Genomic DNA, 19326 nt, shown 5'->3' with positions numbered 1-19326 from the left:
ATTGGACATGCCCGGAATGTGGTGTTCATCACGATCGGGACATCAATGCCGCCAAAAACATTCTGCAAGAAGGTTTAAGATTCATCGCCGTGGGGCCCACGGTTTGAGCTTGGTCTATTTCTCCCGGTTGCGGGAGATTACCCAAGAATCCCCTGCCTTTAGGCATGGGGAGTGGTCAAGGTGCCTGGTATTCTTCTCATGTGTATCGCCAGTGGCGCAGTCTACACCGCTGTTCGTGTAAACAACGATATGACAAGTGGTATGATCGACCGGTTTCACTCGATGCCCATCGCGAGATCATCGATATTGACGGGACACGTCATCGCATCCGTCGTGTTCAATGCTTTATCAAGCGGGCTGGTCGTCATTGTTGCATTATTCATGGGATTCCGTCCGGATGCGGGCATCATCGATTGGATCATTGTGATCGGGATTCTGTTGCTGTTTACGCTCGCGATCACATGGATATCGGTATTCTTCGGCCTGTTGGCCAATAGTGTTGAAACTGCGGGAGCTTTTGCCTATCCATTGTTGTTTCTGCTCTTTGTGAGTTCAGCATTCGTGCCAACCGAATCCATGCCCGGGAATCGTCCGTTCATTTGCTGAACACCAGCCTATGACCCCCATGATTGAAACCGTCCGTTCCTTGCTGATGAACGCGTCTGCCGAAAACGGTGCTCTCGTTGCCGTTTTATGGTGGTCAGGTATTCTCATGGCTTTTACCATTGCATCCATTCAAGTTTACAAACGTAAAACAGGATAAATCGGACCCTGTAGATGGCCAGTCGTTTCGGTAATATTACGATTGACGGGTTGGCTTTTTCCGCTAGGCAAAGGTGCCCGGCATGGAGGTGAAATTGATGAAGTTTTTCAAGCGCCTCAAATTTGTGTTTAAGTTTTGGAAGCTTCTGCCCTTCCTGAAGGCTTACTTCTTCTCAAACGAGGTTACGATCGGAAAAAAGCTGTTGCCGGTTGTAGTTGGACTGGTCTATATCCTGCTCCCGATGGATTTTGTACCCGACTTCTTAGCGATTTTCGGATTTACAGATGATATAGTCGTCACTTCGCTCATCCTCCAGCTGATGGTAAAATTTGCACCAAAGTCACTAAAGGATCAGTATAAGGAGTTAAAGGACTAAATTTATACACCTGCAAGAGGGTGGTTCTTGCAGGTTTTTTTCATTTCTTTATCAACCGAATGATCCCACCTTTTCCATAGCGAAACTTCCCGGCAAATTCAAAAGGACTCGAATACCTCGTTTAATAACGGCATTCGAGCGCCGGGACCCGGTTTCTGCCCCGGATACTGCGGCAAAGGGTGTGACCCGCATCCAGGCATGCTGAGCCGGGAGAGGTTAGGTTCTTGACGGTGTCGCCAATGGACGGGTACCCGGGGTCACCGGGGAACGCCGGACCTGTCTCCCGGCACTCGGCTTCCAAAGATCTTAAGTTGGCTTTTATTTTTTCTGAGATCGAGCTTTTGGGATGTGATTCATTGATTCTGTCTTTTCAAAGAGGATGCAATGATTTATGATCAAAAATGACTTTTAATTTCATAAAATCGATGGCTATCTTTATGCTATAGCGTCAAGGGAACTGGCAAAGCTTTTGACTGGGGAGGGATCCAGAGTGAGCGGATCAGAAAAAGAAACAACGGTTGGAGATGTCATTCTTTTGCAGGAAGTTCAGGCGGAAAAGGAGCGGCAGAAAATTGAAGAGGGCATCAACTGGTTAAGGAGGGCGGCCGAAGCCGGAGATACTTGGGCGATGGCAGAATTGGCCCACCAGTTGCTGACGGGGGAAAAGGTGCCGCAAAATCCGGAAGAAGGAGAAAAGTGGTTGAGAAAAGGGGCGGAGGCAGGTGAGTCCTGGTCCATGACAGAGTTGGGCTATCGTTTGCTCACCGGACTTGGCTTGCAAAAAGATCCGGCGGAAGGGGAAAAATGGCTAAGGAAAGCGGCGGAATCACAATACCCTGCAGCCATGAGGATTTTAGGTTATCGTTTGCTGGAAGGAGACGGATTGGCGCAAGATTTGGAGGAAGGGGAAAAATGGATCAGAAAGGCAGCCCAGGTTGGCGAACGAATTGCCATGCGAATCCTGGGTTACCGTTTGTTAGTGGGGCAAGGGCTGAAACAAAACATTGAAGAAGGAGAAAAATGGCTCAAAAAAGCGGCCGAAGAGGGGGAAGTAATTGCTATGAGAGAGTGGGGCAATTACTTGGTCAACGGCCTGAAAAAATCAGTAAAGAAATGAGAAAAATGCAAAGGGATTATCGGCTTTTTACCCTGCGAGAGAGTAATTCTTGCAGGATTTTTTCATTTTTTGATCCACCTGATTGTCCAGACGAAACTTCCCGGTAAAATTCAGAAAGACTCTGACATTAGGCGGAAAATGTCAGAGTCTAAAAAAGCGGAGGTATTTAAGAAGTAACCCGAATATTCCTCAAAGGTGTTTCCGGGATGGAGAAAGCCATGTTTTCTGCGGCAGTTTGGCCATCCGGCTTTTTGGGAGCAGGGTAACGCTTGGGCAGTTTGAAACCACGCTCCTTCATCACCTCACGCAGCCGGTCGGGGTAGTCCGTGATGATTCCGTCAACCCCGTCGTCGATGAGTTTGTGCATGGTGGGCGCGTCATTCACTGTCCACGGAATGATCTTCATCCCGTACTTGTGGGCGTCTTGGACCATGCGCTTGGTCACGTAGGGCGTATAGTTCCCGTCGGTGACTTTGCCGTTTTGCGGGAAACCGTGAACGGGGGAGATGGCATCTGCGCCGAATGAATGGGCCGCCGCTACAGGGTCTCCATGAAAGTCGTCGATGTCGATGCCGCCCAGCCACGGAGAGGCTCCCGGCTGACCCGGCTGGAGAAACTGCGGTCCGTTCGTGAGGGCCACGATCGGCAGGCGCGGCTCAATCTCGCGCATGCGCATCAAGGCGCCCCAGTCGAAACTTTGAATCGACACCCGGTCGAGCATTCCGGCCTTGCGAATCTCCCGGGCAACAATTTGGACGAACTCTTCACGGGGAGCGGTCTCTTCAGGTGCTCCCGCTTCCACTTTGGTCTCGATGTTCAGCCACACCTTGTCTGCGCGATGGCGCTTGACCAGGTCGAACACCTCGCTTAATAACGGCATTCGGGCACCCGGACTCGGTCTCTGCCCCGGATATTGCGGCAATGTCTGTGACCCGCAGTCGAGCATGCGGATCTGGGCGAGGGTGAGGTTCTTGACGTAATCACCGACGTACGGGTACTCGGGATCACCGGGGAACGCCGGACCTGTGTCCCGGCACTTGGCATCTGAAACCTTCCGGTCGTGCGTGACTACAGCCTGATGGTCTTCAGTGATCTGGATATCCAGCTCGAGTGTGCTTACCCCGATCTCGAGTGCGTGAGAGAACGCATCTATCGTTGACTCTACTGTCAGCCCAAGCCCGCCCCGGTGCGCCTGCAGATCAAACCCTTTGGGACCGTAACCTTCTTCAACCGCTTTGGCGTAGGATGCAACGGGCATGCCGGCCACAACCAGCAAAGCCAGCAACACGCTTAACCATCGGGACATCCGAACATCTCCTTTGTTGAAAAAATAATCATACATGGTTAGTGTAATTCAGTACTATTAAGGAGCATTTAACTTCACGTTTTCATTTAGTAATTGGCTTGGTTATTCCACTTAGCACGGAAGCTGTAAATCTACCTTGATCAAGAACTCCAACGCGGAGGGAGCGGTTGCTCTCCATTGGACAAAGTTAAGTAAGCATAGGCAACGATTTTTGCTATTGTGAGACATTTACCGAGAAGATCTATGTTTGAGTATTAAAATTGCTCAATAGAATTGAAATAAAAAGGCAGGGGATATCTTTGAATTGGTATCGACTTATATTCTTTTTCATTGCCGGTTCTTTTGTCCTCTTAGGAGTCATAGATCAGCATACAAGCATAGATATTTCCGGTGCTTATGGGTTTATAGTGTTTATTGTTGTCGTTGCTTTTGTTGTTTTAGAGCTTACAGAGAATGGTGGAACAGAATTTGTGTCTGGCGATGGCGGAAGTTCATATGGCGGAGACAGTGGAGACAGTGGTTGTAGTGATGGAGGAGGCGGTAATGGTGGCGGAGAATAAAATCTCTGAAAGATAGGTCGTAACCATATTCGTTGTGATAAATCTCATAATGTGAATGGATGATGTAATAGATATCCTTCCATTTAAATGGGCGAATCATTCTCCCACCCCTTGATCGGATGCTCCTTTTACCGCCATTAAGATTCTCCCAATCTTTCGTTCCATTTTTCCTTCTGCTTGGCCTGATCTGATTCCTCCGTTTCTCCAAAGTAACAAAACACGTATGGATAACCCAGTAAAGTGTAGAGACGATAATACCTGGCAGAAAGTGGTTCCTGATTCTATTAAATCATTCCATACACATTCCATACAAGTAATTTAAAAAATCGATGAACGCACCACAATGATAGCAGAGAGTTTACTTTCATTCGGTGTACTTAGTCAGCATTAAAAAAATGACGGAAACAATCTGTTATCATAGACTAAAACTTCACGGTTAAATTCAAAAAAGACTCTGACATTATGTAGAGAAAAGTGTCAGAGTCTTTACAGCGGAGGTCTAGTCATCCGGCGGGTCGCCTTGTAAGTTGATGAACGGGTGTGCCATCATACGCCTCCTTTTTCACTTTCAGTTTTCTTAGGGGTCTGGCGGATCGCCTTGTATAATGGGTGTGTTTCGTGCCGATGATACAGCGAATCCGGACAGGGTCGAACAAGTCCTGAATAACAAGGACCTCCTGCGAAAAGGTCGAATTCACCCCATTCATCCATGTTTGCAGAATTGCACATGGATTTTTTTTTGTTTGGCTGCAGGATCATAGACATTCAGCTTTTATATATTAATATATGAATGAAAAATGGAGTGTGAAAAGCATGTATCGCATCTTGATCATCGAAGATGACCTTAACCTTTCGGCGCTGCTCAAATCGTATATAGAAAAATATGAATTTCACCCCGTTGTTGCCGAAGATTTCGTCCATATCATGGATATTTTTCACAACATTCAACCTCATCTGGTACTTCTGGATATCAATTTGCCTAAATTCGACGGGTACTATTGGTGCAGGCAAATTCGTCTCGTTTCCAAATGTCCGATATTGTTCATTTCCGCCCGCTCGGAGAAAATGGATCAGGTGATGGCGCTCGACAACGGGGCGGACGATTTCATCACAAAGCCATTCCACCAAGAGGTAGTGATGGCCAAAATCCGCAGTCACCTGCGAAGAGCGTATGGCGAATTTGCGATGAATGAAAGGATCATCGAGCTGTCAGGACTGAAATTGTATCCGGAAAGATTTGAAATGAAATGGGGAAACAAAAGAGTTCCATTGACGAGGAAAGAAGCGGCGGCGCTTGAAATTTTGCTCAAGCGATTTCCCCGGGTTGTCAGTCGGAACATGTTGCTTGAGAAGCTTTGGGACGACAACACCTTTGTGGATGAGAACACGCTCAACGTTAATATCACCCGTCTGCGCAAGAAGCTGCAGGAACTGGGAATTGAACATGCAATCGAAAGCGTAAGAGGGGAAGGCTATCGCTTTTTGATCACATGGGAGACCGGGGAAACGTGGGAGCGACCATGAAACTGTTTATACGTGACCATCTTTTGATGATTGTTTTGTCGCTCGTTCAACTTATTATAGTTCTGCTCGTCAATTGGCTGGACGGATCCCGAAATTTGCCTACCGTGCTATATTCCGTTTTTCTGGGCGTTTTGCTTCTCACCACTTTTTTGATCTATCGTTTTTGCCTCCTTCGCGACTTTTACCGGAGACTTACTAAACCCCTAGCTTCCCTGGACGATAGCCTTGGGAAAGTGGGGGACGCTCCTCTCGCAGCGGCGTTGGAGCAGCTGCTTCTGGCCCAATACCGTCATTATCAGCAACAATTGAAAACCTACGAAAGGAAAAGGAATGATCATCTGGCTTTTATCAACCAGTGGGTTCATCAGATGAAAACGCCAGTATCCGTGATTGAGCTCATCGTCCAAGAGGAAGACGATTCGCGGTTTGCCATGATTCGTGAAGAATCCGATCGAATCAGCGCCGGGCTTGAGCTGATCTTGCATGCGGCGAGGCTTGAATCATTCGAGCAAGACTTTGCAGTTGAAGCCGTCAAATTAAGGACAGTCGTGGATAAAGTGATTCATGAAAATAAGCGTCTGTTTATAAACAATCATGTCTATCCAGAAGTCTTGGTGGATCCGGAGGTCATCGTTCGGTCGGATGCCAAATGGCTGGCGTTTGTGCTCAACCAATTGGTAACGAATGCAGTCAAGTACTCGGCAGGCAGCAATCAATACGTAACAGTATTATCCGAGCCGCGGGGAAGGGAAATGGTTCTGGAAATTCGCGACAAGGGGATCGGGATCCCGAAATCGGATCTTAAACGGGTATTTCGTCCGTTCTTTACTGGTGAGAATGGGCGCATCCATCGTGAATCGACAGGAATAGGGTTGTATTTGGTGCAGGAAGTATGCAAGCGCCTCGGACATTCCATCGAATTGGAATCGGAAACGGGAGTCGGGACAACCGTTCGCCTGATCTTCTGACCTGCCGCAATGAACCTTACACGAATGTAAGGAAACCGAAAGAAAGATCGATAGAACAATACGCATAAATCCTCTATTCTATTATCAAGATTCAAAATCATCATAAATCAGGGGTGGGGAAGGAGGGAATGGTGCAATGCTTCAATTGAATCGGCTTGGCAAAGTATACGGCGGTAGCATTCTCTGTACGGCACTGAAGGATATCGATCTGACGGTAGATCGTGGGGAATTCCTGGGGATCATGGGGCCGTCCGGGAGCGGAAAGACGACATTGCTCCGTTTGATTGCCGCTTTGGATGTTCCTACTAGCGGAGAGGTGCTCATTGATGGCAGAAACCCGCATTTGTTGCCAAGGAATGAATTAGCCCGTTTCCGGAGGCGAGAGTTGGGACTGGTTCTTCAGGATTTCAACCTGCTGGACACTATGACCGTTGAGGAAAATATCGTGATGCCGCTTGCGCTGGAAGGTGTTCAGTACGGTGAGATGGCGGAAAAAGCGGCAATGGTAGCCGATCAGTTGGGAATCGGAAACATTCTGCACAAGCGGGTGCACGAGATATCCGGCGGGCAGGCACAGCGGGCAGCGATCGCGAGGGCCATTATCCACGGACCGGGAATGCTGTTGTGCGACGAAATTACAGGGAATCTCGACTCCAAGTCGTCGCAGGGCGTGATGGAGGTACTGGAAGCCGTTCATCAGACGGATGGCGCGACCATTTTGCTCGTTACACATGACCCGATGGTTGCCAGTTACTGCCGGCGGGTTGTTTTTATCAAAGACGGTCAATTGTACAACGAAATTATCTGCGGCGAGAATAGGCAGCATTTCTTTCAAAGAATCATGGACACATTGTCGTTGATGGGTGGGAATATCCATGACCGTATGGCATTTCGCCTATCGTAATGTGACGCGCAACCTGCGTATGTATGCCGCTTTTTTGGGGAGCTGCGCTTTTGCGGTCATGGTTTTTTTGTTTATGCCGTGTTCGCTTTCCATCCCATGCTGACAGCCCCCGTGATGGATACCAAAGTGGCTGCTGGGTTCCACTTGGCTGAAACCGTCATCTATCTGTTCTCGGTTCTGTTCATTTGGTTCTCCATGCGCGCTTTTCTGAAATCGCGGGAGCATCAGTTCAAGCTGTTCCTCACGTTCGGAATGACGCCAGGTCAGTTAAAATTGATGATATTTTTGGAACATATGCTGATCGGCTTGATCGGCACGATGACCGGCCTCACCCTTAGTCTGTCCTTTGTCAAGATGGTGCTTCTCATTGCGGAAAATGTGGTGGGGCTTGATTTTCGCCTATACTTTTACTTTCCGATGAAGGCATTGGCTCTCACTTTCGGGGCATTTATTGCGCTTTTCGCCGTGTTGTCGGTATGCGCCGGTTTATTCCTCGACAGAGAACGGTGGATTCTATTTCCGCAACAATGGAATAAACAATCGTCCAAAGAGCCGAACGCGTCAAGACCGCTTGCGGTATCGGCCCCCATTTTCCTTGCAGGCGGATACGGAATGGCGCTGTCGTTACCGGAATCACCCTCAACCTTCATGATCGTTTGTGTGGTTGTAAGCGAGGCGATCGGCACCTATTTCCTGTTCGATCAACTGGGTGTCTGCATCATTCATACTTACAAACGCAACCGGCATTTCTTTTGGCGAAGGACCAATTTATTGCTCCTGTCCGACCTGGCCAATCGCATGAAGGACTGCGCACGTACCTTGTTTATGATTTCTATTTTGTTCATGATCGCCATGACCGCGATCGGTATGATGGCCGGTTATCAGGGGATGATCAAAAATCGTATCTCGCAGGAAAATCCTTTCGCCCTTGTCTATGCTTCGAGTTCAGGGAATATGCGTGAAACGAAAGATGTCGCGGAAATTGAGAGGGCGCTTGAGGAGCATGGGATTCCGTTTCAGAGGCTGCAAGCGACAATCAAGGAGTTGCCGATAGCGAAAAGCAACAATTCGCTCAGAATCATTCCGGCATCCGAGTTTAATGCGATTGCTAGGGCTGCAGGGAATGTTGCGGTGGCACCGACAGGCACCCAAGCGATCCTGGTACCGAATGACGATTCCCAGGGGCCGGTCCAAGGAACAGGCGGCAGTACCTTACGGGTAGGATTATTGGCGCTTCAGGTCACGGGTGTGATGGAAGCGTATTCCTTCCCGGATTTCGATAGTTATTTGGTCGTGTCTGATGATGTATACGCGCTGCTGAACGATTACACAAGGAAAGTGAGCTTTCACTTGTTTGATGTGGATGATTGGAGGCAGACAGAAGGCGTTGCCAGGCAGTTGAAACAGCGATTCGGTCCTACTGGCGAGGGGAAAGTGGATTTTACATTTTTTTCATTAACCTACACGCTCGGGAAGATCCGGCAGGTTTATGGAGGCAGCTTATTTGCTCTGTTTTTTATCGGCGCTGTTTTTTTTGCCGCCTCATGGAGTTTCCTCTATTTTCGGTTGTACACGAACCTTCAGGAGGATCAGCGGAAGTTTGCGGTCATGAATACGATTGGTCTAACCGATCAAGAATTGTCAAAAGTGATTACGTTGCAGCTGATCCTGCTTATTTTCACGCCTTTCTTCGTTGCCCTCGTTCACAGCTCCTTTGCGATGATGATCTTGCAGCATGCGATCCAATACAACCTGATGAAAGAGACGATGGCGGTATTGGGCGCCTTCTTGACGGCTCACGTTTTCTACTTTGCGGCTGTTCGTTCAGCGTATGTGAAGCGGGTGAAACAGTCTATCACTTATCCATAACAGAAGAAAGAGGAGGCAGACAATCTATGAAATCGAATTCGACGATTGAAATGAAATTTTGGGGGATTTGCATGATCATTGCTCCGTTAATCGGATCTATTTCCGTTTTTTTCTGGGAAAACGGGGAATACGGAGTCAACGGGGGGTTACTGACGATCATTTCAAGCGTGTTCTGGATCCCTGCTTTTATGGGGCTGTTCGGTATGCTGAAAAATAAAATGCCTTACTACGCCAACATGGGTCTCTTCATTGCCATCTACGGATGTGTCAGCGGTGCGCTGTTTGGATTTACGGATATATACGACGCCATATTTCACATTTCTCACGATGAGTCCCTGCAAGCTTTTACACAATATCCTCTCCATTTGAGTATGTCCCTTTATTGGGCGGGGCCTCTCTTCCCGCTTAGCCTTGCCATCGTTGCCGTCGTATTGATATGGAAGCGGGAAGTGCCCGTGTGGGCGGGAATCCTTCTGGCAGCGGGTGCACTTTTGTTTCCCGTAAGCCGAATTCCGCGATTGGAGCTCGTTGCGCATGCCACTAATTTGCTGCTTCTTATACCGCTCGTGTGCATAGGATGGACGTTATGGAACAAAAAGCGGTTACCGGGGACCGAATAGGAACTCCATGATTAACAGGAAAATATGCTCATAGATGTATAGGGGAAAAAGTGACTCGAAATGGAGAGCCCAGTTCGTTCTGTACTTTTTCAGCCAGTATCAATCCCCATTCATTATGCTGTGTAACCCATTTCGCATCCATCTTTTTGATGTCCTCGTAATCAATTTCGACTAGCCAATGATGGTATTGCAAGTTCCATTGCCATAGTTCATCAGTTAACTCTTTAGATAAAGGAAACTCATCTAAATCTAAATTAGATCCGCAAACAGCACACCATACCGGATCAGCACAAGATTCAGCCTCGATTTTTATGATTACCACAACAAAACATTTAATCACCCTTGTTGAAGATATTACGAAAGTATTTAGATCATTTATATCTGTTATAAATGAAGTGTATCAATATCTTAGGGAAATGAGTTAAGAAATATGTTTTGCTTTGTTTTCCTGTCCCTTTTCATCCTTATTTTTATTTAGGTATACCTTTTCGTTTACCTTTTCTTTTTGGTACACCTTTAGGTTTACCTTTTCCGAATCATATTTCGAAAGGTGTTGGTTCCTGTTCGTCTTTACTGTCTGAAGAAAAAAGAATACAGACTTTGTCGACAAGCTGAAACCCGCTCCCATCCCCAGGAGCGGGTTCCTTGTTAAAACAGCATCAACTGGTTACTCTCCGGCAATCCGTCTAAACAGCCCATGTTTTTCAATACCTCTACCACCGTGGAGGAGACGCGTGTCCGGGCTTGGAAGTCCTCGATGGACAGGAACTCCCCGTCTTTACGCGCTTCCATCATGTTGATGGCGGCGTTTTCCCCCACTCCGGCGATGGAGGCGAAGGGGAGAATGAGGCTTTTGTCGTCGATCACGAATTGGGTAGCGTGAGAACGGTAGAGATCCACGTTTTTGAAGGTGAAGCCTCTGGCAAAGAACTCCAGCACGGACTCGAGAGCGGTGTAGAGTCCTTTTTCTTTGGCTGAGGCGGCATTGCCTTTTTCCTGGATTTCTTTCATTTTGCGTTTGACGGCTTCCGGGCCTTTGATCACCAGTTCGCAATCAAAGTCGTCCAACAGCCGGTAGAAATGGGCGGCGTAGTATTCCAGCGGACGATGAACCTTAAACCAGGCGATCCGCACCGCCATCATCACATAGGCGGCGGCGTGGGCTTTGGGGAACATATACTTGATCTTGCGGCACGATTCGATGTACCAGTCCGGAACTCCGTGCTGTCTCATCAGTTCCGCTTCTTCTTCGGTGACCCCTTTTCCTTTCCGCACTTTTTCCATGATCTTGAAGGAATCTTTGGGCGGGCAGCCTTTCAGGATCAAATACAGCATGATGTCGTCCCGGCAACAAATACATTCCGACAGGGTGGCCGTCCCGCTGCGGATCAATTCCTGCGCATTGCCCAGCCATACGTCCGTTCCGTGGGAGAGTCCCGAAATCCGCACCAGTTCGGAGAAGGTCTTGGGTTTGGTGTCTTCCAGCATCTGGCGGACAAACTGGGTGCCAAATTCCGGAATGCCCAGCGTGCCCATTTTGACTCCGCCGATTTGTTCGGGCGTGATGCCGAGTGACTCGAGGCCGCTGAAGATTTTAAGCACCTCGGGGTCGTCGAGCGGGATCTCCTGCGGATTGATTCCGGTCAGGTCCTGGAGCATGCGGATCGTGGTCGGGTCCTGGTGTCCCAGAATATCCAGCTTTAACAGTTTTCCGCTGATCGAGCGGTAATCGAAGTGAGTGGTCCGGGTTCCGGATTTCACGTCGTCAGCGGGATGCTGGACAGGGGTAAAATCATAGACATCTTTGTATTGCGGAATGACCATCAGTCCGCCCGGATGCTGCCCGGTGGTCCGCTTCACTCCGGTACAGCCGGCCACCAGCCGTTCGATTTCGGCTTGTCTCAGTTGCAGGTTGTTTTGCTCCGCGTATTTTTTCACAAGGCCGTAGGCGGTTTTTTCCTGCACTTTGGAGATCGTGCCCGCGCGGTAAATGTAGTCCTTTCCGAACAGTTCTTCGGTATAGGCGTGCGCCCGGGGCTGGTATTCCCCGGAGAAGTTCAAGTCGATATCCGGCGTTTTGTCCGCTTCGAAGCCGAGGAAGGTTTCAAACGGAATATCCTGCCCGTCTTTTTTCATGCGCGTTCCGCATTGGGGGCAGTCTTTGTCCGGTAAGTCGAAGCCGGATTCATAGGAGCCGTCCAGGATAAATTCACTGTGTTTGCACTGGGTGCAACGCCAGTGAGGGGGAAGGGGGTTCACTTCCGTAATATCGCTCATGGTCGCCACAAACGAGGAACCGACCGAACCCCGCGAACCGACCAGGTAGCCGTCACGGAGCGACTTGGTCACCAGCCGTTGCGAGATCAGGTAAATCACGGCGAATCCATGCTTGATGATGCTGGTCAATTCCCGGTCGAGCCGTTTCTGCACCACTTCCGGGAGCGGGTCCCCATACCAGTCGTGCGCTTTTTTGTAACAGATCTCCTGCAGCTCTTCTTCGGCTCCTTCAATGATGGGGGTGGCCGTCCCGTCGGGGAACAGTTTGATCTCTTCAATCTGATCGGCGATCATCCTCGGATTGGTGATCACCACTTCCTTCGCTTTCTCTTCTCCCAGATATTGAAATTCGGCCAGCATTTCATCAGTGGTGCGGAAGTGGGCTTTGGGCAACGGGCCGCTGTTTCTGAATCCGCCTCCGGAGTTGGCCACAATGATGTCGCGGTAAATGGCGTCCGTTTCGTCCAGGTAATGGACATTGGCGGTCGCCACCACCGGTTTGCCCAGCTCTTCGCCGATCCGGACGAGCAGGCGGTTGGCTTCTCTCAGGCGGTCCGGACTTTCCACCAATCCTTTTTCCACCAGGTGCATGTTGATGTCGACGGGCTGAATCTCTATGTAGTCATAAAACTCGGCCACCTTTTTGGTTTCTTCCGGTGACTTATTGAGCGCGGTTTCATAGAGTTCGCCTTTTTCGCACCCGGAGCCGATGATGAGCCCCTCCCGATGCTTGATCAGCTCGCTGCGCGGAATCCGCGGCACGCGATGAAAATAGTTGAGATGAGACATTGAGATGAGTTTGTACAGGTTCTTGAGCCCTGTCTGGTTTTTGACCAGTAGGATGACATGAAACGGGCGGAGCCGGCTTAAGTCTCTGTCTTCTCCCATGCGGTCATTCAGTTCGGACAGATTTTTGATGCCTTTTTTGATGGTTTCCTCCAGCATCTTCCACAAGATATGCCCGGTCGCTTCGGCATCGTAGATCGCCCGGTGGTGTTGTTCCAGTTTGACGCCCAGTTTATCCGACAGGGTGTTCAGGCGATGGTTTTTCAAGGTGGGGAACAGAAAACGGGCCAGTTCCAGCGTATCCACCACGGGATTTTGGACCGGATCCCTGCCCAGCCGTTTGACGGCCGCTTGCAGGAAGCCCATATCAAAGCGGGCATTATGCGCGACCAGCGTACATCCTTCGATGAAATCGAGAAAGCGGGTAATGACGTCATCGATTTCCGGGGCGTCTTTTAACATGTCATCGGTGATATGGGTCAGTTCAATGATTTGCTGGGTCAGGGGACGGTGCGGATTGGCAAACTCTGAAAACTTGTCGATGATTTCACCGTTTCTGATCTTCACCGCAGCCAGTTCGATAATCACGTCATGATGGGCGGAAAGCCCTGTCGTTTCCACGTCGAACACCACATAGGTATCATCCGCCAGCACCCGGTCTTCCGGGTTCATCACGATGGGAACGCCGTCGTCGATGATGTTGGCTTCCATTCCGAAGAGAACTTTGATTCCGTGCTTTTTGCCGGCGTCAAACGCTTCCGGGTAGGCCTGGGCCACTCCGTGATCGGTGATGGCCACGGCGGGATGTCCCCATTTGGCTGCCCGTTTGATCAGGTCGCTCACATCAGAGACTCCGTCCATGGCGGACATCGTGGTGTGAAGGTGAAGCTCCACCCGCTTTTCGGGAGCGGTGTCCATGCGCTCGACCGGTTCAATCTCGACCAGGTCGTTGCACATCAAGACCAGGTCCCGGCTGAACGTATCGAATTGCACAGAGCCCCGTACCTTGAGCCAGTCACCGTCTTTGATCAGGGAAAAGACTGCCGCCTGTTCTTTGTCCCGGGCAAACATTTTGCAGGCAATGGAGCTGGTAAAGTCCGTCAGATTGAAAGTGAGCAGTTTGCGGCCGCTTTTCAGTTCGCGCACTTCGCTTTTAAAAACTTTTCCCTGTACGACAATCCTGCGCTCCTCTTCGGTGATCTGCACGATCGGAACGGGCTCTTCCTGAATCGTGTAGCCGATCTTCTTTTCCAGCGGTGTCTCTTCTTCCGGCTCTTCCACTCTCTTGGCCGCTGATTGCGCTTGTTCGGCCAATGCTTGTTCAATCAGGGCTTTTTCTTGTTCCGTCCGCTTTTTCTGAAACTCTTCCACTTGATCCGCGGTTTCCGTGTTTTCTTTACACGTCAAATGAACATTTACGGATACGCCGGTGATTTCCTGGTAGTATTTGCGCACATACCGGTCGATGGAGCGCTGGCGTGCCATGTTCATGACAGCCGGGTTGGGAAACATGATTTCAATCCGCTCACCCTGAACCTTCCATTCCGCCTGGCCAAACCAGGCTGCGGAAGCGGGGGCGACATTTTCCTGGATTTGCTTTTGAATCCAGTATTTTGTTTTCATCAAAACGACTTCATGGTCGATCCTGTCAAAATGGTACCGGACCATGACGTGGATGGGCGCAAAATGCTTTTGCAACCGGGTTAAAAATTCCTGGCTGATTTCCGGAGGGAGAGGTTCCGGAAGTTGTAAATGTATCAGCCAGCTGTTGGTTTTCCGGCTTACCTGGACTTTCAAGATGCGTGCCTGTCGAAAATGCTGTTGCAGCCAATCCTGCGGCAGAGAGGCTGTCTGAAACAGCTTGAGAATCAGCTCGGCAGACATCATCACACCCCCAATCAACAACCTGTGTTGCGCCCCCGATCTGTTGGGCGGTTGAAAACCTGTCACTGAAATGATTCGATGATTGGACTTGCATCCCTGTTTTCTTCTTTTATCGCGGTTGATTTGATCCGGCGAGACGTGCCGGCAAAGAAAATAGACTCGTTTTCCGAGTCGTCGTTCTCGTTGGTCTTCACGAGCATTGGTCCTGTCGCATTCAGAATCATAGCCCCAAGCTTTGCACATGGTTTTCCATCTGGTTTCTCTTATCCATAATACTATAACACTCTTAATCTATGTCTAGTAAATAAATTGGAGCAAACAGATTGTGGCAGCCGACAGACGGAACGGGACTGTTTTTTGGCATGTTTTTTGCTTATTTTTAAAAGAGAAGAGTTTTGTAAGCCCTTTCATCACTCTATGAAAAATGGAGAGAAGGAGAGGAAAGATGAAAGACAAGGTGGTCATCGTAACCGGAGGAAGCAGTGGAATCGGGAAGGCGATCGCGAAAAAGTTTGCCTCTGAGGGGTCGTTGGTCGTGATCACCGGCCGCACACCGGAGCGTCTGGAGCAGGCCAAACAGGAAATGGAACGGTTTGACGGCCAGGTTTTTGCTTTTCAGATGGATGTCCGCGATCCGGCCAAGGCCCAGGCGATGGTAGAAGCGGTCAAAAACCGGTTCGGAAAAATGGACTTTCTCGTCAATAACGCAGCGGGCAACTTTATCTGCCCTGCGGAAGATCTTTCGGTCAACGGCTGGAATGCGGTGATCAACATCGTGCTGAACGGAACCTGGTATTGTTCACAGGCGGTGGGCAAGGAGTGGATTGCCAACGGGCAACCGGGGGGCATTGTCAATATTGTCGCCACTTATGCCTGGACAGCCGGGGCCGGAGTGATTCATTCGGCCTGTGCCAAGGCGGGGGTATTGGCGATGACGCGGACACTGGCGGTGGAGTGGGGATCGAAATACGGAATACGAGTCAATGCCATTGCTCCGGGACCGATCGAGGATACGGGAGGAGCCGAGCGCCTGTGGCCTTCCGAAGAAGCATACCGGAGAACGATCGACAGCATCCCTGCCAGGCGGTTGGGCCGGCCGGAAGAAGTGGCCCATGTGGCGTATTTTCTCTTATCGCCCGGGTCTGAATTTATCAACGGGGATTGCGTGACGATCGACGGCGGACAGTGGCTGAATCGAAGGTCGTTTCGCTAGAGCCGGAGCGGGACGCATGGAAGGAATGTCATAGACAAACAGGAGAGATGGATGTGGATCGGTGATGGTATTCGTTTGATCAATCTTGAATCCACAATCAAAGGGAGCCCAACAAATGTGAATACCTTGTGCGGATTGGATCCATAAGATCCGGAACCCCCGTTCTTCCGGGTTGCCGACTGGGACGTTTCGTTGAGGTTGTGCCGTTGTGGACGGAAGAATGCAAAAGGGTGCTGGACACTGTTTAATGAGAGCCCAAGCGGGGAGAGGGGAGCGAACTGTGATGAATTTTGCCCTCAGTGAAGAACAGGAAGCGGTACGCAAGCTGGTACGAGCCTTCGTTGACCGCGAAATCAATCCGTATATCCAGGAATGGGATGCCAACGGCTATTTTGAGCCCAATATTTTAAAGAGGCTGGCCGAATTGCAATTGATGGGCGTATGCGTCCCCGAAAAGTACGGCGGAGCGGGGATGGACTATAATACGCTGGCCATTGTCTGCGAAGAATTGGAGCGGGGGGATACCGCATTCCGTACGGCCGTATCGGTTCATACGGGACTGAACAGTATGACGCTTCTGCAGTGGGGAAATGAGTTTCAGAAAGAAAAATATCTGACTCCCCAGGCGCGCGGGCAGAAGATCGGAGCTTTCGGGTTGACGGAGCCGAATGCCGGTTCGGATGTGGCCGCCATGGTCACCACGGCGAGGAAAGATGGAGACCATTATATTTTAAACGGCCAGAAGACATGGATTTCGCTTTGTGACCTCGCCGACCATTTCTTGATCTTTGCCAAGACAGACCCGGACAAAAGACATGCCGGAATCAGTTGTTTTATTGTGGAGCGGACATTTCCGGGGGTGTCCACCCGGGCGATCAAAGGAAAGTTGGGAATCCGTGCCGGCAATACAGGTGAAGTTTTCCTGGAGGACGTTCACGTGCCGGCTGAAAACCGATTGGGGGAGGAAGGGGAAGGATTTAAAATCGCCATGTCGGCTTTGGATAACGGGCGTTTTACCGTGGCAGCGGGAGCATGCGGTTTGATCAACGCCTGTTTGGAAGCCAGCGTAAAGTATTGCCATGAGCGCAAAACATTCGGCAAAGAAATCGGCAGACACCAGCTGGTGCAGCAGATGATTGCCAAGATGGCGGTCAATCTGGATATTTCCCGTCTGCTCGTCTTCCGTTCCGGATGGTTAAAAAACCAGGGCAAACGAAATACGCGGGAGACATCCATGGCCAAATGGTTTGCTTGCGATGCTGCCTTTGACGCGGCCAATGATGCGGTTCAGATCCACGGGGCATACGGCTATTCCAATGAATATCCGGTCGAACGGTACTTGCGCAACTCAAAAGCTCCCGTCATTTATGAAGGAACCCGCGAAATTCATACGATCATGCAGGGAGAATATGCGCTTGGATATCGCACCGACAAAAAGCTGAACAAGATGCTCCCATCCTGGCCGTTTGAAGACTAATTCCGGTTTCGACCTGTTCACAGCGTTCCATTCAACTCCGTTCGCTTGATTGGACGGAGTTTTTCTCTTGAATGACAGCATCCATGAACAAACGGATCATTATTTTTTTGAACGACCGCCTCTCCTGGCAGGGGGATGGCAGTTTCAGTCACTTGATAAGTCATCATTGAATGATAAGTCTAAATTGGATGATGTCATGCAGTTGTGACTTAACAGAGTGGATTCAGGCGAGTCGGGCCGGTCCGTTTGTTATGGATGTAGGCGGTTTTCATCTATCTGTAGCTTGATGGCATGAGAGTTGCACGTGAAAAAAGTGTGAATGTTGGAAAAGTAGGACGGGCGTTGTTGAATGGGGGAGGAGAGAGACGATGGATTTCACACTGCCTGAAGAGATGGAGTCGTTGCGGCGGATTGTCAGGGATTTCGTCGGGAACGAGGTGGAGCCGGTTGCTCAGGAAATTGAGGAAAGCGGCGAAATCCCCCGGCGGATCGTTCAGATGGCTAAAGAGATGGGCTTGTTCGGACTCAGCATCCCGGAAGAATACGGCGGGCTGGGACTTTCGATGGTCGGAAAGTGCGCCATTTACGAGGAGCTGGGGAAAACGCACAACGGTTTTACCTCGCTGATCGGTGCGCACACCGGAATCGGCACGGTGGGGATTGTGCAAATGGGCAATAAAGAGCAGAAGCGGCGCTATTTGCCCAAAATGGCAACCGGCGAGTGGATCGGAGCCTTTGCGTTGACCGAACCGAGCGCCGGTTCCCACGCAGCCAACCTGAAAACGACCGCTGTCCGCAAAGGTGACCGTTATCTCATCAACGGTTCCAAACATTACATCACCAACGCGCGGGATGCCCATGTTTTTACCGTCATGGCTGTTACCGATCCGTCCAAGGGCCCGAAAGGGATTACTTCTTTTATTGTCGAGAGAGATTTTCCGGGATTCATCGTCGGAAAGACGGAGAAAAAGATGGGGCTGAACGGCTCCCATTCCTGTGAACTGTTTTTTGAGGATTTGGAGGTTCCCGTCGAAAACCGGCTGGGCGAGGAAGGAGAGGGATATGTCAATGCATTGAAAATCCTGACCAACGGGCGTGCCGGCCTGGCTGCGAGAAATCTGGGGTCCTGCCAATACCTGCTCGACAAATCCATCCAGTATGCGATGGAAAGAGTTCAATTTGACAAACCGATCATTGAACAGCAGGCGGTTCTCCATATGCTGGCCGATATGGCGGTGGAGACGGAAACCCTCCGTTCGTTGACATACCGGGTAGCCTGGATGACCGATCAGGGGATGAATGTGATCAAAGAAGCGGCCATGGTCAAACTGTACGGATCGGAAGTGTACAACCGCGTTGCAGACAAGGCTGTGCAAATCCACGGCGGAATCGGCTATAACGCGGAGTATCCGATTGAGCGGTTTTACCGGGATGCGAGAATTACCAGGATCTACGAAGGCACGTCGGAGATTCAGCGAAATATTATCGGAGCCCAATTGATCAAAGAGTACAGAAAACGATCATGACTTGCCGATCACCTGGAGATGATCGTGGTGAATCTGTGTCGATAAGTGCCAATTTCGGCTCCGGTCTTTTCCTGCTCCCTGGTTTTCGCTCCATCTGCGTTCCCGCTTTTCTCTCCGGTTTCCTTTTGGGATAAATGCTCATCCATTGCCAGAGGA

Annotated in this window: 16 protein-coding genes; 13 read left to right on the top strand and 3 right to left on the bottom strand. The window is 50.0% G+C overall.

Going from position 1 to position 19326, the window contains the following annotated elements:
* The 4 genes from BMW55_RS17870 to BMW55_RS17855 all read left to right on the top strand — a co-directional run.
* The coding region (locus BMW55_RS17870; protein WP_139179542.1) for a zinc ribbon domain-containing protein at positions 1-107 on the top strand (107 nt) is incomplete at its 5' end.
* A gap of 73 nt (positions 108-180) precedes the next feature.
* Positions 181-606 carry an ABC transporter permease gene (locus tag BMW55_RS17865; RefSeq protein WP_211663688.1) on the top strand — a complete coding sequence of 142 codons (426 nt, stop codon included), beginning with the start codon at positions 181-183 and terminating at the stop codon, positions 604-606.
* 254 nt (positions 607-860) lie between these two features.
* On the top strand, positions 861-1139 hold the full coding sequence (locus tag BMW55_RS17860) for a YkvA family protein (RefSeq protein ID WP_089973013.1): 279 nt from the start codon (positions 861-863) through the stop codon (positions 1137-1139).
* Between the two features lie 490 nt (positions 1140-1629).
* Positions 1630-2256, top strand: a complete 627-nt coding sequence (locus tag BMW55_RS17855) for a tetratricopeptide repeat protein (RefSeq protein WP_089973010.1) — start codon at positions 1630-1632, stop codon at positions 2254-2256.
* Between the two features lie 166 nt (positions 2257-2422).
* On the opposite strand, the gene BMW55_RS17850 is transcribed toward BMW55_RS17855, so the two are convergent.
* Entirely contained in the window at positions 2423-3562 is a 1140-nt protein-coding gene (locus BMW55_RS17850) for a glycerophosphodiester phosphodiesterase (RefSeq protein ID WP_089973007.1), read from the bottom strand.
* A 299-nt stretch (positions 3563-3861) separates the two neighbouring features.
* On the opposite strand from BMW55_RS17850, the gene BMW55_RS19095 reads away from it, so the two are divergent.
* The 6 genes from BMW55_RS19095 to BMW55_RS17825 all read left to right on the top strand — a co-directional run bounded on the left by BMW55_RS19095 (position 3862) and on the right by BMW55_RS17825 (position 10007).
* Positions 3862-4122, top strand: coding sequence for a hypothetical protein (locus BMW55_RS19095; RefSeq protein WP_139179541.1), 261 nt, complete (start codon positions 3862-3864; stop codon positions 4120-4122).
* Positions 4123-4935: 813 nt separating this feature from the next.
* A complete protein-coding gene (locus BMW55_RS17845) occupies positions 4936-5646 on the top strand; it encodes a response regulator transcription factor (RefSeq protein WP_089973005.1) in 711 nt (236 codons plus the stop codon).
* Positions 5643-6614: a sensor histidine kinase gene (locus BMW55_RS17840; protein WP_089973029.1), complete on the top strand. Its 972-nt coding sequence runs from the start codon at positions 5643-5645 to the stop codon at positions 6612-6614. The genes BMW55_RS17845 and BMW55_RS17840 overlap by 4 nt, the downstream gene beginning before the upstream one ends.
* A 136-nt stretch (positions 6615-6750) precedes the next feature.
* Positions 6751-7518, top strand: a complete 768-nt coding sequence (locus tag BMW55_RS17835; RefSeq protein ID WP_089973003.1) for an ABC transporter ATP-binding protein — start codon at positions 6751-6753, stop codon at positions 7516-7518.
* Between the two features lie 114 nt (positions 7519-7632).
* Positions 7633-9387, top strand: coding sequence for an FtsX-like permease family protein (locus BMW55_RS17830; RefSeq protein ID WP_170840015.1), 1755 nt, complete (start codon positions 7633-7635; stop codon positions 9385-9387).
* A 26-nt stretch (positions 9388-9413) separates the two neighbouring features.
* On the top strand, positions 9414-10007 hold the full coding sequence (locus BMW55_RS17825; protein WP_089972998.1) for a hypothetical protein: 594 nt from the start codon (positions 9414-9416) through the stop codon (positions 10005-10007).
* A 28-nt stretch (positions 10008-10035) separates the two neighbouring features.
* Here the strand turns inward: BMW55_RS17825 and BMW55_RS17820 are convergent, their stop codons facing one another.
* Positions 10036-10329: a hypothetical protein gene (locus BMW55_RS17820; RefSeq protein ID WP_089972996.1), complete on the bottom strand. Its 294-nt coding sequence runs from the start codon at positions 10327-10329 to the stop codon at positions 10036-10038.
* 326 nt (positions 10330-10655) lie between these two features.
* Positions 10656-14954, bottom strand: coding sequence for a PolC-type DNA polymerase III (locus tag BMW55_RS17810; protein ID WP_089973026.1), 4299 nt, complete (start codon positions 14952-14954; stop codon positions 10656-10658).
* Positions 14955-15399: 445 nt separating this feature from the next.
* Between BMW55_RS17810 and fadH the strand changes: the two genes are divergently transcribed.
* The 3 genes from fadH (at position 15400) to BMW55_RS17795 (ending at position 19170) form a co-directional block, all read left to right on the top strand.
* Positions 15400-16167 (top strand): 2,4-dienoyl-CoA reductase, encoded by a 768-nt coding sequence (fadH, locus tag BMW55_RS17805; RefSeq protein ID WP_089972991.1) that lies wholly within the window; start codon positions 15400-15402, stop codon positions 16165-16167.
* A 283-nt stretch (positions 16168-16450) separates the two neighbouring features.
* A complete protein-coding gene (locus tag BMW55_RS17800; RefSeq protein WP_089972988.1) occupies positions 16451-17644 on the top strand; it encodes an acyl-CoA dehydrogenase family protein in 1194 nt (397 codons plus the stop codon).
* Positions 17645-18012: 368 nt separating this feature from the next.
* Positions 18013-19170 (top strand): acyl-CoA dehydrogenase family protein, encoded by a 1158-nt coding sequence (locus BMW55_RS17795; RefSeq protein WP_089972986.1) that lies wholly within the window; start codon positions 18013-18015, stop codon positions 19168-19170.
* Positions 19171-19326 lie beyond the last annotated feature (156 nt).

Origin of the sequence: Lihuaxuella thermophila (assembly GCF_900110165.1) — a bacterium.
Lineage (GTDB): Bacteria > Bacillota > Bacilli > Thermoactinomycetales > Thermoactinomycetaceae > Lihuaxuella > Lihuaxuella thermophila.
This window is presented reverse-complemented; position numbering and strand designations above follow the sequence as displayed.